Genomic DNA, 15,111 nt, shown 5'->3' on the forward strand with positions numbered 1-15,111 from the left:
AACGTCAACGGCATCGAGGTCATCTACAACCACGTGATCCTGGTGCTCAAGGGCGTGTCGTTGCAGGTGCCCGAAGGCCAGGTGGTGGCGCTGCTGGGTGGCAACGGCGCGGGCAAGACGACGACGCTGCGTGCGGTGTCGAACCTGCTCGCGGGTGAGCGCGGCGAGGTCACCAAGGGCAGCATCGACCTGCGCGGCGAGCGCATCGAGAAGCTCAGCACCTCGGCGATGGTCGAGCGCGGCGTGATCCAGGTGATGGAGGGGCGGCACTGCTTTGCCCACCTGACGATCGAGGAAAACCTGCTGACCGGCGGCTACACGCGGCGCGACGGCAAGGCCGCGGTGGCCGAGACGCTGGAGAAGGTCTACACCTACTTTCCGCGGCTGAAGACGCGGCGCGGTTCGCAGGCGGCCTACACCTCGGGCGGCGAACAGCAGATGTGCGCGATCGGTCGCGCGCTGATGGCCAACCCGAAGATGGTGCTGCTGGACGAACCGTCGATGGGGCTGGCGCCGCAGATCGTCGAAGAGGTGTTCGAGATCGTGCGCGACCTGAACCAGCGCGAGAAGGTCACCTTTCTGCTGGCCGAGCAGAACACCAACATCGCGCTGAAGTACGCCGACTACGGCTACATCCTCGAGAACGGCCGCATCGTGATGGACGGCGAGGCCAAGGCGCTGCGCGAGAACGAGGACGTCAAGGAGTTCTACCTCGGCATGGGCGGCGGCGACCGCAAGAGCTTCCGCGACGTGAAAAGCTACAAGCGCCGCAAGAGGTGGCTGGCGTGATGGCCCACCCCCGAAGCGCCTTCGGCGCCTCCCCCTCAAGGGGGCGCCACTGGCGGACCGGCAAAGCCGGATCCGCGGTGGCCGCTTGGGGGCGTGGCGGCTGGCGCCGCACGCGCTCAATACATGGGGAGCGTTTTGATGAGCAATGACGATTTCGGTTTTGCGCCGCCGGCCTTCAAGCCGGCCGAGGCATTGGTGTCGCTGAAGCGTTCGTTGCGCGACCTGCGCACGCTGACCGAGCGCGGTGACGGCTTCGAACTGAAGGGCGCGCAGGTGCTGGCGTTGAGCGCCGGCGAGACGGCGATCGATGCCAAGCTGGCCAAGCGCCCGTCGCGCCAGGTGCCCGAGTGGGACCGCTTCGCGCTCGACAGCAGCGCGGCGGTGCGCAAGTTCAGCGACGAGGTGAAGAAGCGCCTGGCGCGCTGGACCGAGGAGGAACGATGAGCGATGCCTACTACGACCCGCTCGAGACCCGGCCGGCGGCGCAGCGCGAAGCGGCGCTGATGGCCGCGCTGCCGGGCCGGGTGGCGCATGCCCAAGCCCGCACCGACGCGTTCGCCGAGCTGCTGCACGGCATTGATGCGAGCGCCATCAACAGCCGCGCGGCGCTGGCGACGCTGCCGGTGATCCGCAAGGGCGAGTTGCTGGAGCGCCAGCAGCGCGACCGCGCCGACCCGGCCAGGCGCGACCCGTTCGGTGGCTTCTCGGCCATCGGCTGGCGTGGGCTGGTGCGCTCGCAGGGTGCGAAGCGGGTCTTCCAGTCGCCGGGGCCGATCTATGAGCCCGAGGGCGAAGCGGCCGACTATTGGCGCATGGCGCGCTCGATCCACGCCGCCGGTTTTCGCGCCGGCGACCTGGTGCACTGCAGCTTCAGCTACCACCTGACCCCCGCCGGCGCGATGATGGAATCGGGCGCCCACGCGGTCGGCTGCACAGTGTTTGCCGGCGGCATCGGCAACACCGAGCTGCAGTTGCAGGCGGTGGCAGAGCTGAGGCCGCACGGCTACATCGGCACACCCAGCTTCCTGCGCATCCTGCTCGAGAAGGCGGCCGAGACCGGCGTGTCGACCGCGTCGATCACCAAGGCGATGCTGGGCGGCGAAGCGTTCCCACCGTCGCTGCGGGCCTGGTTCCAGGAGCGTGGCATCGAGGCCTACCAGAGCTACGCGACCGCCGACCTCGGCCTGATCGCCTACGAGACCACGGCCCGCGAAGGCCTGGTGATCGACGAAGGCGTGATCGTCGAGATCGTGCGCCCCGGCACCGGTGACCCGGTGCCCGACGGCGAGGTCGGCGAGGTCGTCGTGACCACGCTGAACCCCGACTACCCGCTGGTACGTTTCGGCACCGGCGACCTGTCGGCGATCCTGCCCGGGCCCTGCCCGACCGGGCGCAGCAACGCGCGCATCCGCGGCTGGCTGGGGCGTGCCGACCAAACGGCCAAAGTCCGCGGCATGTTCGTCCACCCAGGCCAGGTGGCCGAGGTGCTGCGCCGCCACCCCGAGGCTGGCCGCGGCCGGCTGGTCGTCGAAGGCGAAATGGCCAACGACCGCATGACGCTGAAGGTCGAGATCGGCCAAGCGCCCGATGGCCTGGCCGCCCGGCTGGCCGAGACGATGCGCGACGTGACCAAGCTGCGCGGCGAGGTGCAGTTCGTCGCCCCCGGCGGCCTGCCCAATGATGGCAAGGTCATTGAGGACGCGCGCAAGTACGACTGAGGCCGATCTGACATCGTTGGGGCCGCCGTGAGCCGCCGCGCGCCGGTCTCCCCATGGAGGGTCGGGCCTCTTCGGGAGGCCCGGCAAGGCCCGGGCGGCATCACTAGACTGCCGCGATGAAAATCGATTTCGTCTCCGATGTGGCCTGCCCGTGGTGCGCCGTGGGCCTGAATTCGCTCGAACTGGCGCTGGCCAAGATCGGCCCAGACATCCCGGTCGACCTGCATTTCCACCCGTTCGAGCTGAACCCGCAGATGGGCCCCGAGGGCGAGGACGCAGCCGAGCACCTGTCGCGCAAGTACGGCCTGACGGCAGAGCAGCTGGACCGCAACCGGGCCGGCATCCGCGAGCGCGGCGCGGCGGTCGGGTTTCAGTTCGGTGACCGGTCCCGCGTCTGGAACACCTTCGACGCGCACCGGCTGATCCACTGGGCCGGGCTCGAGGGCAAGCAGCGCGAGATGAAGCACGCGCTGCTGAAGGCCTACCACGGCCGCAACGACAACCCCGGCGCGCTGGAGGTGCTGTTGCGCGCCGCCGGCGAGGTCGGGCTCGATGTCGAGCGTGCGCGCGAGGTGATCGAGTCGGGTCGCTATGCCGACGAGGTGCGGGCCGAAGAGCGCCGCTGGCAAGAGCTCGGCATCCACTCGGTGCCGTCGGTCATCGTCAACGACCGCCACCTGATCCAGGGCGGGCAACCGCCCGAGGTGTTCGAGCAGGCGCTGCGGCAGTTGGCGCAAGCCGCGGGCTGACGCGCAAGCCCGTCGCCGGCGGCCGGTTGCGCGTCAGCCCGCAGGGCTTCGACGCGCTCGGCCCGACGGGTTTGTTGCCGTCACCCGTCTTGCCCGGTCGGCTTGGCGATCGCGCCTTCGATCGACGGCCAGACGATGGCCTGCGCAACGATCACGTTTTGCCCATTGAACGTGGCCGACGGTGAGCCATACAGCTTGTAGCCCATCCCCAGCGCTTCGCTGACGCGGCGGCAGAAGCTCGCATCGTCAGGGCCGGTGAGCAGGCGGTAGGTGGGCAGGTTGTCGGGGGGCAGAGAAGAGGTCATGTGGGTGTCCTGAGTCGAAAGCGGCCACGGGTGGCCAATGGAAGCAGCCTCAACTGACCCACAGCCCTTGCTGATCGGTGACATGCCAACCGGCTGCCGTCTTGCGCGCCTGAATCAGCGCGCCGGCCCCGCAGAGGGGGCCGCACGTGATGCTGACAAAGAAGACCGCTTCGTCGAACTGCGGGTTGTAGCCGACTGCCGACAATCGCACCAGCGACTGGGCCGCCTTGAACCGTTGATCGAACTTCTTCCAGCGGCTGTCGAATGGCCCACGGTTCGCAAAGATCTCGTCGATGTCGCTGGCCTGCGGCTGGATCACATGAAGCCGGGCATCGAGCATGGTCAGGGCGAGGGCAATCGCCGTGGACTGAGCGAGTTTGCTCACCAGGTCGGCGGCCGCCAGCCGGTCGAGCCCCTGCATGATCTGCAAGACCTCTTCGACCGACGCGGGCATGTGGCTGCCGCGCTCGACGACCAGCGACTCAGGATGCACCACCAGCGTGACCGTGCGACCCGCGTCTTCGGCTTTGTCGCTGGACTGCACGATTGTGTTCAAGAAGGCCACGTAAACGGCTGCATCGTCCGGCCCGGCCGCGGGCTGTGCGCCGGCCCCCGGCACGATCGAGGCCAGCAGCGCCCCGTTCAACAGTTGACGTCGAGAAATCATGACCATGCCCCTGCCCTTCTTCCGCTACAGCTCATGCGCATAGACGATGAAGCCGCGATGCTCGGCCACCTGATCGTAAAGCGCGCGGCCGGGTGTGTTGGTGAGTTGGGTCTGCCAGTACACGCGCGAGCTGCCGGCGGCGCGGGCGGCGGTGTAGACCGCGTCGATCAGGCGGCGGCCGATGCCGCGGCCGCGGCAGGTCTCGTCGGTGAACAGGTCCTGCAGATAGCAGACGTCGTTCAGCCGGGTGGTGCTGCGGTGGTACAGGTAGTGCGCCAGGCCGACGACTCGGCCGGCCTGATCGGCCACCAGCGCATGCACCGGCTCGGCGGGGTCGAACAGGCGCGCCCAGGTGGCCGCGGTGATCGCCTCGGGCAGCGCTGTCGCGCCGGCGCGGCCGTAGAAGGCGTTGTAGCCGTCCCAGAGCCGGCGCCAGTCGGCCTGGTCGGTGGGCGCGAGCGGTCGAATCGAGGGGGCGACGGGCATCGCGGCAGTCTGCCAGACGCCGGGCGATGCCATCGCCCCCGCATGGTTGGTGCGGCTTACTGCGGCACGAACTTGAACGAGCGGATCACCATCTCGACCGACTGCCCGTCGGTCGGTGCCTGGCCCTTGAACAGCCACAGGTTCATGTGCACCGGCAAGGGATTCTGCGGGATGCGGCGCTGGGCATTGGCCGGCGCGAAGGCCTTCTTGCGGAACAGCCCCGTGTTGTCGCCGATGTCGTGCAGGCCGTTCAGGCTGGCATAGCGCACGCTGTCGGCAGACCAGGTGAAGCGGTGGGTCGACAGGTCGCTGTTCAGCGAGACCTCGAAGGTCGTCGACAAGGGCTTCGGGCCCACCACGGCGGGGTAGATGGTCCAGTTGCCGTTGGGCCACGACGCGTTGCCCCAGCGCGCGAACTCGATGTCGATCTCGTTGGTGCCGTCGGGGCCGATGTCGGGCGTGGTGTAGTTGAACAGGCCCAGCACCAGATTGCGGTCCATCTGGTCGGGCCGGCCCTGGACCTGGAACTGGTAGGTGCCGAAGCCCAGCGACTTGGTCATCGTGACCTCGGCGCAGGCCCAGTGACCGTCGAGCTTGGTCACGCGCAGGTGCATGGCCCCGTTGGCATCGACCCAGACGTTGCGCGCATCCCAGCTGTTGGGGCCGGGGCCGCCGCCGCCCTGGCGCACTTCCCAGGTGTAGCCCGAGAACTGCACGGTGGCCGCCGCGGCCACGGTCGGGCCGGCCAGCGCGGCAAGGATCAACAAGCCCAGCGCCGACCGGCGCGGCGCGTTTGACAAGGCATTCATCGAACGGTCTCCTCCTGCACGGCAGGTGTGTGTGCGCCGGCCAGCCTAGCGCGGGCCATGCGAAAGCGCTTGCACAAAACCCCCGCTGGCGCGTAAACGGCGCCACTCAGTGGTGACCGGATGTTTACGCCGGGCACCGGGGCGGTCAGCGCTCGACGATGACGAAGTGCTTGCGCATGCGCTCGACCACTTCGAACGAGCCCTTGAAGTTCGGCGGCAGGAACACCGCCTGGCCCGGGCCGAAGCTCTCGACGCGGCCGGCGGCGTCGTGCACGCGGCAAAGGCCGTCGAGCACGATGAAGTACTCGTGCTCGCGCGGGCCGAACTCGATCTTCCACTGGCCCGGGTCGCACTCCCAGATGCCGGTGGCCAGGCCTTCGGCGGCGTTGTCGTAGAGCACCCAGGTGCGGCGCTCGGGGTCGCCCACTTCGCGCCGCTCGGGGCGCGGGTGGTCGATCTCGGGCGCTGCGGCCGGGGCGGGGTCAAAGCGGATGACGGCGGGCGTGGCTTGGCTCATTTGAGGCAGCGCAAAGGCGGCTGGAAAACTGCGTGAAGGCCGTCATTCTCGCCACTTCAGGGCCCACCCTTACGTAGTTCCCGAGATGGCGCGCCGAACGGCCCCGCTAGCATGGGCCACCCTGCGATGACTCCTCCGGAGAGACGCCCATGAAACGCTTCGCCCTCACCCTCGTCGCCGCCACCCTGGCCGGCACCGCATTCGCCGAATACCCCGAAAAGCCGGTGACCATCGTCGTGCCGTTCGCGGCCGGCGGCCCGACCGACAAGGTGGCCCGCGACCTGGCCGAGGCGCTGCGCAAGCCGATGGGCGGCCAGGCCATCGTGATCGAGAACGTCGGCGGTGCCGGCGGCACGCTGGGCGCCACCAAGGTGGCCAAGGCCGCGCCCGATGGCTACACGCTGCTGCTGCACCACATCGGCATGGCCACTTCGCCGGCGCTGTACCGCACGATGCAGTACAAGACGCTCGAAGACTTCGAATACCTGGGCCTGATCAACGAAGTGCCGATGACGCTGATCGGCAAGACCGGCCTGCCGGCGGCCAACTACGCCGAGCTGTCGAAGTGGCTCGACGCGAACAAGGGCAAGATCAACCTGGCCAACGCCGGCCTGGGCTCGGCCTCGCACCTGTGCGGCCTGCTGCTGCAGCAAAGCCTGAAGATCGACATGACGACCGTGCCGTACAAGGGCACCGCGCCGGCCATGACCGACCTGCTGGGCGGCCAGGTCGACATCATGTGCGACCAGACCACCAACACGACGACGCAGATCGAAAGCGGCAAGGTCAAGGCCTTTGCGGTGACGACGACCAAGCGCCTGACGACCCCGGCGCTGGCCAAGCTGCCGACGCTGGACGAATCGGGCCTGAAGGGCTTCAACGTGACGATCTGGCACGGCCTGTACGCCCCCAAGGGCACCCCCAAGCCGGTGCTCGACAAGGTCAACGCCGCGCTGAAGGCCGCGCTGAAAGACGCCGAGTTCGACAAGCGCGAAGAGGCGCTGGGCGCGGTGATCGTGACCGACGCCCGCGTCAACCCGGTCGAGCACAAGAAGTTCGTCGAGGCCGAGATCAACAAGTGGGGCCCCGTCATCAAGGCCGCGGGCCAATACGCAGACTGAGGCGCCAGACCGACGCTGAGATTCCTGGGCGGCGGCCGACCATCGGCGGCCGTTCCCTCCAAGAGGCCATTCGGGGGAGTGGCCTCTTTTTTATTTCGCGATCAACAGCAGCAGCGAACGCGCCTCGATGCCGTAGACCGTGCCCTCGCCGCCGATGAAGGCCTCGCTGCCTGGCACGGCGAAGGTGTTGGCGCCGTCGTTCCAGGTCGCCGTGTCGGTCACGCGGTACCAGCTCTTGCCGGCACCCGGCCAGGGCAGCGTGAAGTTGACCTGCCCCGACCAGCCGTTGTAGCCGACGTAGAGCGCGCTCGCGCTGTCGCCGAATTCGCTGCCGTCCAGCCGCCAGACGATCGCATGGTTGCTCGAACTGTTGAAGTACGCGGCATCGGCCACGCCGCCGTCGGGCTTGAACCAGCGCAGTTGCTCCATCACGTTGCCGTTGTTGTCGACCGACGAATAGAAGTTCGCCGGGCGCAGCGCCGGGTGCGCCTTGCGGAAGGCGATCAGTCGCGTCGCAAAGGTCTTCTGGTTGGTCGCGTTGGTGTCGAGCGCCCAGTTGAGCCAGTTGGCCGATGAGTCGAGGTTGTAGGGGTTGTTGTTGCCGTTGACGCTGCGCAGCATCTCGTCGCCGCCAGTGATCATCGGCACGCCACCGCTGAGCATCATGAAGGCCAGGCCGGTGCGCACGGCGCGGCGCTGCGCGTAGGCGTCGCCGCCCTGGTCCCAGCTGTTGTTGTTGTCTTCGCCGCCGTCGGATGGGCCGTACGGCCAGGCCCGGTTGTTGACCTTGCTGTTGTAGGCGTACAGGTCGCGCAGCGTGAAGCCGTCGTGCGCGACCATGAAGTTGACCGAGTGCCAGGGCTTGCGGCCGTCGTCGCCGTACAGGTCCGACGAGCCGGCGAAACGCGAGGCCAGCTCACCGGTCGTCACCACGTCCACGCCGAGCTTGTTCTGCGCCTTGCGCAGCGCGTCGCGGAACTTGCCGTTCCACTCGGCCCAGCCGGTCGGGAAACCGCCGACCTGGTACGAGTTGCCGCCGATCGCCCACGGCTCGGCGATCAGGTCGGGGCCGCTGCCACCACCGGCCGGGCGCGGCGGCAGCTCGTTGACGATGCGGTTCAGCGCATTGCCGCTGTCCATCTTGTCGAAGTTGAAGCAGCCGTGTTCGCAGGTGTTGCCCAGCACCGAGGCGAGGTCGAAGCGAAAGCCGTCGACCCCCAGCGTGTTGCGCCAGTAGGCGAGCGAGTCGACGATCAGGTTCTGCGCGGTCGGGTTGTGGGTGTTGTAGTTGCCGCCGACGCCGGTGTTGTCCCACGGGTACTGGAAGTTGCTCGTGAGAGAGTAGTAGGTCGGGTTGTCGAGCCCACGGAAGCTCTGCACGTTGTAGACCGTCAGCCCATCGGTGCCGCCCCAGGCGCCGCCCTCGCCGGTGTGGTTGTAGACCACGTCGATGTAGACCTTGAGGCCGGCATCGTGAAAGGCCTTGACCATGGCCTTGAACTCGCGCGTCGGGCCGCCGGCGGTCTTGTCACTCGCATAGCGGCGGTCGGGGGCGAAAAAGGCCAGCGTCGAGTAGCCCCAGTAGTTGTCGCCGCTGTCGCTGTTGGGGTCGACGTCGTTGGTGTCGTTCTGCGTCTCTTGCACCGGCAGGAACTCGACCGCGGTGATGCCCAGCCCGGCCAGGTAAGAGGCCTTGGCCGCCGCGCCGGCGTAGGTGCCGCGCAGTGCCGAGGCGACGCTGCTGTCGTTCTTGGTCAGCCCACGCACGTGGACCTCGTAGACCACGTCGTCCTTGAAGGCCCGGGTCGGCTTGGTGCCGGTGGACTGCGTATCGGCCGCGAGCACGATGCCCTTGGGCGCGCAGGCGCCGCTGTCCTTGTTGCGGTGGGTTGCGCCCGAGGCGTAGAGGGTGCCGTCGGCGCAGCTGGGCGTGACCATGTCCTGGCTCACCTCGCGGGCATACGGGTCGAGCAGCAGCTTGTTCGGGTTGAAGCGGTTGCCGCTGCCGTCGACGTCGCTCAAGAAGCCGGTGCCGGTGCCCTTGGCCCAGCCGCTGTTGTAGGGCCAGTTGGGACCCCACGCGCGGTAGCCGTAGTAGACCGGGCCGGTGATGCCGTAGGTGGCCTGCAAGGTGGCGACCGACACCGTCTTGGACCAGACGTTGGTCCCGGCGTCCTTGGTCATCACGTACTTGACCTTCTCCTGCGCGCCCGAGGCGGTCTTGTAGATCCAGACCTCGATGCGCGTGGCGCGCGACGAGTAGACGCGGAAGTTGATGTTGGCCTGGGCACCGTCATAGCGGCCGCCCAAGGTCAATGCGTCGATCGCGGCGGCCGCTGGGTTGGCCCACAAGCCGGCCACCACGCCCCACGCCAGCGCGCAGGCGGCCGCCCAACGCCGCCACCCCGACCGACCACCTGGCTCACTGCACCCCATGCTGGACCTCGCCGACTCGATGTGCGCCGAACGCAAGCTGCCCCAGGTTGCGGCACGGGCGCACACGATGAAGGCATCGGCGGGCCGCAGGCAGGTAGTAAAACTAGCGGCGAATCGTAGTGAGCACCCGATCAGTGCACAACCCGCTCACCGTCCTGAGTTACCCGCTCTAGCGCTAACCCGCAGGTGACACCCTCTGCTTTGCGCGGTGCGCTGTAGTTTTTGTGTAGTCAGATTACGAGGTAATGAGCCACTGAGTACCTGCCGATCAGGCGCGGTTCGACAGCGCTTCCCAGCGCTCCAGCAAGCCCATCAGCTCGTCTTCGATCGCCGCGTGGCGGCCGGTGACCTCGGCAATACGCTGGGCCGATTCGGTGTACAGCGCGCTGCCGCCGATCTCACCGGCCAGCCGGGCCTGCTCGGCCTCGAGCGCCGCGATACGCGCGGGCAGCTCGTCCAGCTCGCGCTGCTCTTTGTAGCTGAGCTTGCGCTTCGCGGCGGCCGCCGGCGCGGCGGCCTCGGCTGTGGTGCGAGCCGGCGGCGGCGGCGCGGCGGCGCGGGCGGCCGCTTCGGCCATCGCGGCGCTGCGCGCAGCCTGGGCCTGCCAGTCGGCAATGCCGCCTTCGTATTCGCGCCAGCGGCCCTCGCCCTCGGCCACCACGGTGCTGGTGACCACGTTGTCGACGAAGCGGCGGTCATGGCTGACCAGGAACACGGTGCCGTCGTAGTCCTGCAGCAGCTCTTCGAGCAGCTCCAGCGTTTCGATGTCGAGGTCGTTGGTCGGCTCGTCGAGCACCAGCACATTCGCCGGCCGCGCGAACAGGCGCGCCAGCAGCAGCCGGTTGCGCTCGCCACCGGACAGGCTCTTGACCGGCGAGTTCGCCCGCGCCGGCGCGAACAGGAAGTCACCCAGATAACTCATCACATGCTTGCGCTGCGAGCCGATCTCGATCCACTCGCTGCCGGGGCTGATGGTGTCGGCCAGCGTCTTGTTCGGGTCCAGCGCTTCGCGCATCTGGTCGAAGTAGGCGATCTGCATGTTCGAGCCGGTGCGCACGGTGCCGCTGTCGGGCGCCAGCTGGCCGAGGATCATCTTCAGCAGCGTGGTCTTGCCGGCACCATTGGGGCCGACCAGGCCGACCTTGTCGCCACGCAGAAAGATGGCCGAGAAGTCGCGCACGATGGTCTTGTCGCCATAGGCTTTCGAGACGTTCTCCAGCTCGGCCACCAGCTTGCCCGAAGCGGCGCCGCGGTCGATGTCCAGCCGCACGCGGCCTTGCTGCTCGCGCCGCGCGGCATGCTCTTCACGCAGCTTGTGCAGGCGCTGCACACGGGCCACGCTGCGGGTGCGGCGGGCTTCGACGCCCTTGCGGATCCACACCTCTTCTTGCGCCAGCAGCTTGTCGAAGCGGGCGCTGGCCAGGGCCTCGGCCTCGAGTTCACGCTGCTTGGCCGCCTCGAAAGCAGCAAAGTTGCCGGGGTAGCCCCGCAGGTGGCCGCGGTCGAGCTCGACGATGCGCGTGGCTACCGCGTCGAGAAAGGCGCGGTCGTGGGTGATCAGGACCAGCGCGCCGCGAAAATTGTTCAACAGACCGGCCAGCCAGTCGATCGCGTCCAGGTCCAGGTGGTTGGTGGGCTCGTCGAGCAGCAGCACGTCGGGCGCGGCCACCAGCGCGCGGGCCAGGGCCACGCGCTTCTTCGTGCCGCCGGAGAGCTGCTCGATCGTGCCGGTGGCGTCCAGCCGCAGGCGCTGCAGGGTCTCGTCGACACGCTGCTCCCAGGTCCAGCCATCGAGCGCTTCGAGCCGGGTCTGCAGCGCATCGAGGTCTTCGTGCGGCTCATGGGCTTCGAAGCGGGCGCGCAACTCACGCGCCTCGGCCACGCCCTCGGCCACCGTGTCGAACACGGTCGAGGCATGATCGAAGACCGGCTCTTGCGGCACGTAGATGACCCGCACGCCGCTTTGCAGCTGCAGGCTGCCGTCGTCAGGCCGCTCCAGGCCGGCGAGGATCTTCAGCAGCGACGATTTGCCAGTGCCGTTGCGGCCGATCAGGCCGACGCGTTCGCCGGCTTCGAGAGAAAAATCGGCGCCATCGAGCAAGGGCACATGGCCGAAAGCGAGGTGGGCGTTGGTGAGGGTCAGCAGGGCCATGGGTGCATTGTCGGCGCTCGGCGCTCGGCGCTCGCCAGGGCTGTGGGGTGACTGCCTCCGCTCATGTCCCCCGCGCCAGGCGTTGCCTGACGCTCCTCCTTTACTTCGCTGCGCCAGTCACCCCACAGTCCCGGCAGTCACCGTTCCGGCTGTTTCACCCTTCAACAGCCACGACGGCGGACTTCAGGGGGATGGGGTGTCCCCCGCAGCGAAGTATTAGGAGGAGCCGGCGGCCGCAGGCCGATGGCGGGGGACATGAGCGGAGGGGGACTCCCCAGCGCCCTGGCGCACACACCTCAACCAGGCAGCGCGTTCTCCAACGCATCGACAAACATCGCCGCCACATCGAACCCCGCTTGGTCGGTGATCTCCTGGAAGCAGGTCGGGCTGGTGACGTTGATCTCGGTGAGCTGGTCGCCGATCACGTCCAGCCCGATCAGCAACAGGCCGCGCGCGGCGAGCTTGGGGCCGATGGTTTCGGCGATCTCGCGGTCGCGCGCCGTCAGCGGCTGCGCGACGCCCTTGCCGCCAGCCGCGAGGTTGCCGCGGATTTCGCTGCCCTGCGGGATGCGCGCCAGCGAGTGCGGCACCGGCTTGCCGCCGATCACCAGCACCCGCTTGTCACCGGCGCTGATGGCCGGCAGGTACTTTTGCACCATCACCGTCTGCGCGCCGTCGCGGTTCAGCGTCTCGATGATGCTGCCCAGGTTCAGGCCGTCTTCCTTGACCCGGAAGATGCCCATGCCCCCCATGCCATCGAGCGGCTTCAGGATGATGTCTTTCTGCTCATCGTGAAAGGCGCGGATGTCGGCCGCATTGCGGGTCACCAGCGTCGGCGTGATGAACTCGGGGAACTCGAGGATCGCGAGCTTTTCGGGGTGGTCGCGCAGCGCCTGCGGTGAGTTGAAGACGCGTGCGCCTTCGGCCTCAGCGCGGCCCAGCAGGTGCGTGGCGTAGAAGTATTCGCTGTCGAACGGCGGGTCCTGGCGCATCAGCACCGCGTCGAACTCGGCCAGCGCAGCCCGAGTTTCGTCTTCGACCTTGAACCAGTCCTTGACGCCGTAGCCGGACGCGCCGGTCAAGGTGATGTGGCGCACATGGGCCTCGACACGGCCACCGCGCCGCCACGACAGGTCGGTGGCCTCGCAAGCGTAGATCGCGTGGCCACGCCCGGCGGCCTCGCGCATCATCGCGAAGGTCGAATCCTTGTGGATCTTGAAACCCGTGAGCGGGTCGGCAACGAAGAGCAGCTTCATGGGCAGCGAGTGTGCCCTGAAGCCGTCGCCCTTCGCTGCGGTGGGCCTTAGCCCAGGCTCAGAGCTTGACCGGCTCGGTGCGGGTCATGAGCCAAGCCAACGCATCGCCGCTGAGCTTGGGCGCCAGGCGCTCGCGCACCGTGGCGTGGTAGCGGTTGAGCCAATCGGCCTCGTCCGCACGCAGCAGGCCCAGGTCGAGGCAGCGGGTGTCGATCGGGCAGAGCGTGAGCGTTTCGAATTCGAGGAACTCGCCGAACTCGCTGGCCGGCGCCTGCACGTTCAGCACCAGGTTCTCGATCCGCACACCCCAGCGGCCCGGCCGGTACAGGCCCGGCTCGATCGAGGTGATCATGCCCGGCTCCATCGCCATGTTGACGTCGGGGATCGCCTTGCTGATCGACTGCGGGCCCTCATGCACGTTGAGGAAGTAGCCGACACCGTGGCCGGTGCCGTGGCCGTATTCGAGGCTCTCGGCCCAGAGCGGGGCGCGGGCCAGCGCGTCGAGCATCGGGCTCAGCGTGCCGCGCGGGAAGCGGGCGCGGCTGAGCTGCAGCGTCCCCTTGAGCACCAGCGTGTAGTCGCGCTTCTGATCGGCGCTGGGCGTGCCGACGGGCCAGACGCGGGTGATGTCGGTGGTGCCGCCGGTGTACTGCGCGCCGGAGTCGATCAACAGCAGGCCGTTGCCTTCGATCACCGAGTGGTGCTCGGCCGTGGCGCGGTAGTGCGGCATCGCGCCGTTGGCGTTGTAGCCGGCAATCGTCGGGAAGCTCAGGCCGACATAACTCGGGCGCTTGGCGCGCTCGGCGGTCAGCTTCTCGTCGATCGTGATCTCGGTGACGCGCTCGCCGCGGGCGAAGGCCTGTTCGAGCCAGGCGTAGAACGCGCACATCGCGGCGCCGTCTTCTTCCATCGCCTGGCGCACGAACGCCGCTTCGGCCGCGGTCTTGCGGCTCTTCATCAAGGTGCTGGGGTTGATCGCCTCGATCACCGTCAGCCCCTCGGGCGCCGCCTCGCGCAGGCCCAGCGTGACGCGCTTCGGGTCGATCAGCAGGCGCGTGCCCGGGCCCAGCGCGGCCAGCGCCGCCGGCGCCTGGCCATAGTCGGCCAGCGTGATACCGTCGGCCGCCAACGTGGCGGCCAGCTCGGCGCTGACCTTGCCGGCGCCGACGAACAGCGTCGCGCCCTGGTGGCTGATCAGCAGGTGAGCCAGGAACACCGGGTTGTAGGCGACATCGGCGCCACGCAGGTTGGTGATCCACGCGATGTCGTCGACGGTCGAGACGAAGTGGTGGGTGGCGCCATGGCGCGACATCGCCTCGCGCACCAGCGCCAGCTTGGCCGGGCGGGCCACCGGGGCCTGCGGCGCCACGTGGTCGTAAACCGCGGCGGTCGGCAGGCTCGGGCGGTCGGCCCACGCCGCTTCGAGGAGGTCGACATGGCTCAGCAGCCGGATGCCGGCGCGCTCGGCCACACCGCGCAGCTGCTGCGCCGCGGCCAGCCCCAGCACCTGGCCATCGACGGCCAGCGCCTGGCCCGGGCGCACGCGCTCGGTGATCCAGTCCAGGTGGTGCGTGGCCGCGCCGGTCGGGATCTTGACCAGCGCAATGCCGCTGCCCTGCAGCTCGGCCTCGGCCTGTGTCCAGTAGCGGCTGTCGGCGAACAGCGCCGCCTCGCCGATCGTGACCACCAGCGTGGCCATCGAACCGGTGAAGCCCGAGAACCACTCGCGGCCTTGCCAGCGGCCGGGCAGGTATTCGGACAGGTGAGGGTCGCTCGACGGCACCAGCACGGCGTCCACATGGTTCGCGGCCATCACCTCGCGCAGGCGGGCGATGCGAAGGCGGGCGGGGGCGGTGCGGGTGTCCATGGTGCGGCTCCGTTGGGCAGTCGGCGTGCGGCGCAAACCGGGTCAGTCCACGCGCAGCAGCAGGGAAATTTGATCCCGGTCAAGAGGGCCGGGTGCGATCCATTCTAGGAGTCCCGCCACCGCAGGAAATCCAGAAAGCCCATGCTGGGAAGGCCGTCTGCCGAATGGTTCGCCATTTTCGCATTCGTAACCATATGTAGCAAACGTAATCGGACCTACGCAGCGCTTAAAGCAGCCTC

The 15,111-nt window shown here is 68.4% G+C and carries 14 protein-coding genes; 5 read left to right on the forward strand and 9 right to left on the reverse strand.

Annotated elements, in window-relative coordinates; translation table 11 throughout:
* The 4 genes from ACE3SG_RS25085 to ACE3SG_RS25100 all read left to right on the forward strand — a co-directional run.
* On the forward strand, nucleotides 1-789 hold a 789-nt coding region (locus ACE3SG_RS25085), incomplete at its 5' end, for an ABC transporter ATP-binding protein (RefSeq protein WP_374568974.1).
* Nucleotides 790-927: 138 nt separating this feature from the next.
* Nucleotides 928-1,233, forward strand: coding sequence for a hypothetical protein (locus tag ACE3SG_RS25090; RefSeq protein ID WP_374568975.1), 306 nt, complete (start codon nucleotides 928-930; stop codon nucleotides 1,231-1,233).
* Entirely contained in the window at nucleotides 1,230-2,507 is a 1,278-nt protein-coding gene (locus ACE3SG_RS25095) for a phenylacetate--CoA ligase family protein (protein WP_374568976.1), read from the forward strand. The genes ACE3SG_RS25090 and ACE3SG_RS25095 overlap by 4 nt, the downstream gene beginning before the upstream one ends.
* A gap of 116 nt (nucleotides 2,508-2,623) precedes the next feature.
* Nucleotides 2,624-3,256, forward strand: a complete 633-nt coding sequence (locus ACE3SG_RS25100) for a DsbA family oxidoreductase (protein WP_374568977.1) — start codon at nucleotides 2,624-2,626, stop codon at nucleotides 3,254-3,256.
* A gap of 80 nt (nucleotides 3,257-3,336) precedes the next feature.
* On the opposite strand, the gene ACE3SG_RS25105 is transcribed toward ACE3SG_RS25100, so the two are convergent.
* The 5 genes from ACE3SG_RS25105 to ACE3SG_RS25125 form a co-directional block, all read right to left on the reverse strand.
* Entirely contained in the window at nucleotides 3,337-3,561 is a 225-nt protein-coding gene (locus tag ACE3SG_RS25105) for a DUF1737 domain-containing protein (protein WP_374568978.1), read from the reverse strand.
* A 49-nt stretch (nucleotides 3,562-3,610) separates the two neighbouring features.
* Nucleotides 3,611-4,234 carry a hypothetical protein gene (locus ACE3SG_RS25110; protein WP_374568979.1) on the reverse strand — a complete coding sequence of 208 codons (624 nt, stop codon included), beginning with the start codon at nucleotides 4,232-4,234 and terminating at the stop codon, nucleotides 3,611-3,613.
* 18 nt (nucleotides 4,235-4,252) lie between these two features.
* Nucleotides 4,253-4,714, reverse strand: coding sequence for an N-acetyltransferase family protein (locus tag ACE3SG_RS25115; protein ID WP_374568980.1), 462 nt, complete (start codon nucleotides 4,712-4,714; stop codon nucleotides 4,253-4,255).
* Between the two features lie 56 nt (nucleotides 4,715-4,770).
* Nucleotides 4,771-5,523, reverse strand: a complete 753-nt coding sequence (locus ACE3SG_RS25120) for a glycoside hydrolase family 16 protein (RefSeq protein WP_374568981.1) — start codon at nucleotides 5,521-5,523, stop codon at nucleotides 4,771-4,773.
* A 145-nt stretch (nucleotides 5,524-5,668) separates the two neighbouring features.
* Nucleotides 5,669-6,040: a cupin domain-containing protein gene (locus tag ACE3SG_RS25125; protein ID WP_374568982.1), complete on the reverse strand. Its 372-nt coding sequence runs from the start codon at nucleotides 6,038-6,040 to the stop codon at nucleotides 5,669-5,671.
* A 149-nt stretch (nucleotides 6,041-6,189) separates the two neighbouring features.
* Between ACE3SG_RS25125 and ACE3SG_RS25130 the strand changes: the two genes are divergently transcribed.
* The gene (locus ACE3SG_RS25130) at nucleotides 6,190-7,161 is read left to right on the forward strand and encodes a tripartite tricarboxylate transporter substrate-binding protein (protein ID WP_374568983.1); all 972 of its coding nucleotides are present in this window, start codon (nucleotides 6,190-6,192) and stop codon (nucleotides 7,159-7,161) included.
* A 90-nt stretch (nucleotides 7,162-7,251) separates the two neighbouring features.
* Here ACE3SG_RS25130 and ACE3SG_RS25135 read toward each other — a convergent pair whose 3' ends face one another.
* The 4 genes from ACE3SG_RS25135 to ACE3SG_RS25150 form a co-directional block, all read right to left on the reverse strand.
* The gene (locus ACE3SG_RS25135) at nucleotides 7,252-9,513 is read right to left on the reverse strand and encodes a glycogen-debranching protein (RefSeq protein ID WP_374568984.1); all 2,262 of its coding nucleotides are present in this window, start codon (nucleotides 9,511-9,513) and stop codon (nucleotides 7,252-7,254) included.
* A 352-nt stretch (nucleotides 9,514-9,865) separates the two neighbouring features.
* A complete protein-coding gene (locus tag ACE3SG_RS25140) occupies nucleotides 9,866-11,749 on the reverse strand; it encodes an ATP-binding cassette domain-containing protein (protein WP_374568985.1) in 1,884 nt (627 codons plus the stop codon).
* A gap of 296 nt (nucleotides 11,750-12,045) precedes the next feature.
* The gene (gene gshB, locus ACE3SG_RS25145) at nucleotides 12,046-13,005 is read right to left on the reverse strand and encodes a glutathione synthase (protein ID WP_374568986.1); all 960 of its coding nucleotides are present in this window, start codon (nucleotides 13,003-13,005) and stop codon (nucleotides 12,046-12,048) included.
* 58 nt (nucleotides 13,006-13,063) lie between these two features.
* On the reverse strand, nucleotides 13,064-14,872 hold the full coding sequence (locus tag ACE3SG_RS25150) for an aminopeptidase P family protein (RefSeq protein ID WP_374568987.1): 1,809 nt from the start codon (nucleotides 14,870-14,872) through the stop codon (nucleotides 13,064-13,066).
* Between the last annotated feature and the right edge of the window lie 239 nt (nucleotides 14,873-15,111).

The sequence above is a fragment of the Ideonella sp. genome (genome assembly GCF_041914305.1).
Taxonomy (GTDB): Bacteria; Pseudomonadota; Gammaproteobacteria; order Burkholderiales; family Burkholderiaceae_C; genus Ideonella.

What these genes read in the sequence shown, in the direction of transcription:
- ACE3SG_RS25090 (WP_374568975.1), top strand. Translation starts at nt 928, where the DNA reads ATGAGCAATGACGATTTCGGTTTTGCGCCGCCGGCCTTCAAGCCGGCC.
- ACE3SG_RS25095 (WP_374568976.1), top strand. Translation starts at nt 1,230, where the DNA reads ATGAGCGATGCCTACTACGACCCGCTCGAGACCCGGCCGGCGGCGCAG.
- ACE3SG_RS25100 (WP_374568977.1), top strand. Translation starts at nt 2,624, where the DNA reads ATGAAAATCGATTTCGTCTCCGATGTGGCCTGCCCGTGGTGCGCCGTG.
- ACE3SG_RS25105 (WP_374568978.1), bottom strand. Translation starts at nt 3,561, where the DNA reads ATGACCTCTTCTCTGCCCCCCGACAACCTGCCCACCTACCGCCTGCTC.
- ACE3SG_RS25110 (WP_374568979.1), bottom strand. Translation starts at nt 4,234, where the DNA reads ATGGTCATGATTTCTCGACGTCAACTGTTGAACGGGGCGCTGCTGGCC.
- ACE3SG_RS25115 (WP_374568980.1), bottom strand. Translation starts at nt 4,714, where the DNA reads ATGCCCGTCGCCCCCTCGATTCGACCGCTCGCGCCCACCGACCAGGCC.
- ACE3SG_RS25120 (WP_374568981.1), bottom strand. Translation starts at nt 5,523, where the DNA reads ATGAATGCCTTGTCAAACGCGCCGCGCCGGTCGGCGCTGGGCTTGTTG.
- ACE3SG_RS25125 (WP_374568982.1), bottom strand. Translation starts at nt 6,040, where the DNA reads ATGAGCCAAGCCACGCCCGCCGTCATCCGCTTTGACCCCGCCCCGGCC.
- ACE3SG_RS25130 (WP_374568983.1), top strand. Translation starts at nt 6,190, where the DNA reads ATGAAACGCTTCGCCCTCACCCTCGTCGCCGCCACCCTGGCCGGCACC.
- ACE3SG_RS25140 (WP_374568985.1), bottom strand. Translation starts at nt 11,749, where the DNA reads ATGGCCCTGCTGACCCTCACCAACGCCCACCTCGCTTTCGGCCATGTG.
- gshB (WP_374568986.1), bottom strand. Translation starts at nt 13,005, where the DNA reads ATGAAGCTGCTCTTCGTTGCCGACCCGCTCACGGGTTTCAAGATCCAC.
- ACE3SG_RS25150 (WP_374568987.1), bottom strand. Translation starts at nt 14,872, where the DNA reads ATGGACACCCGCACCGCCCCCGCCCGCCTTCGCATCGCCCGCCTGCGC.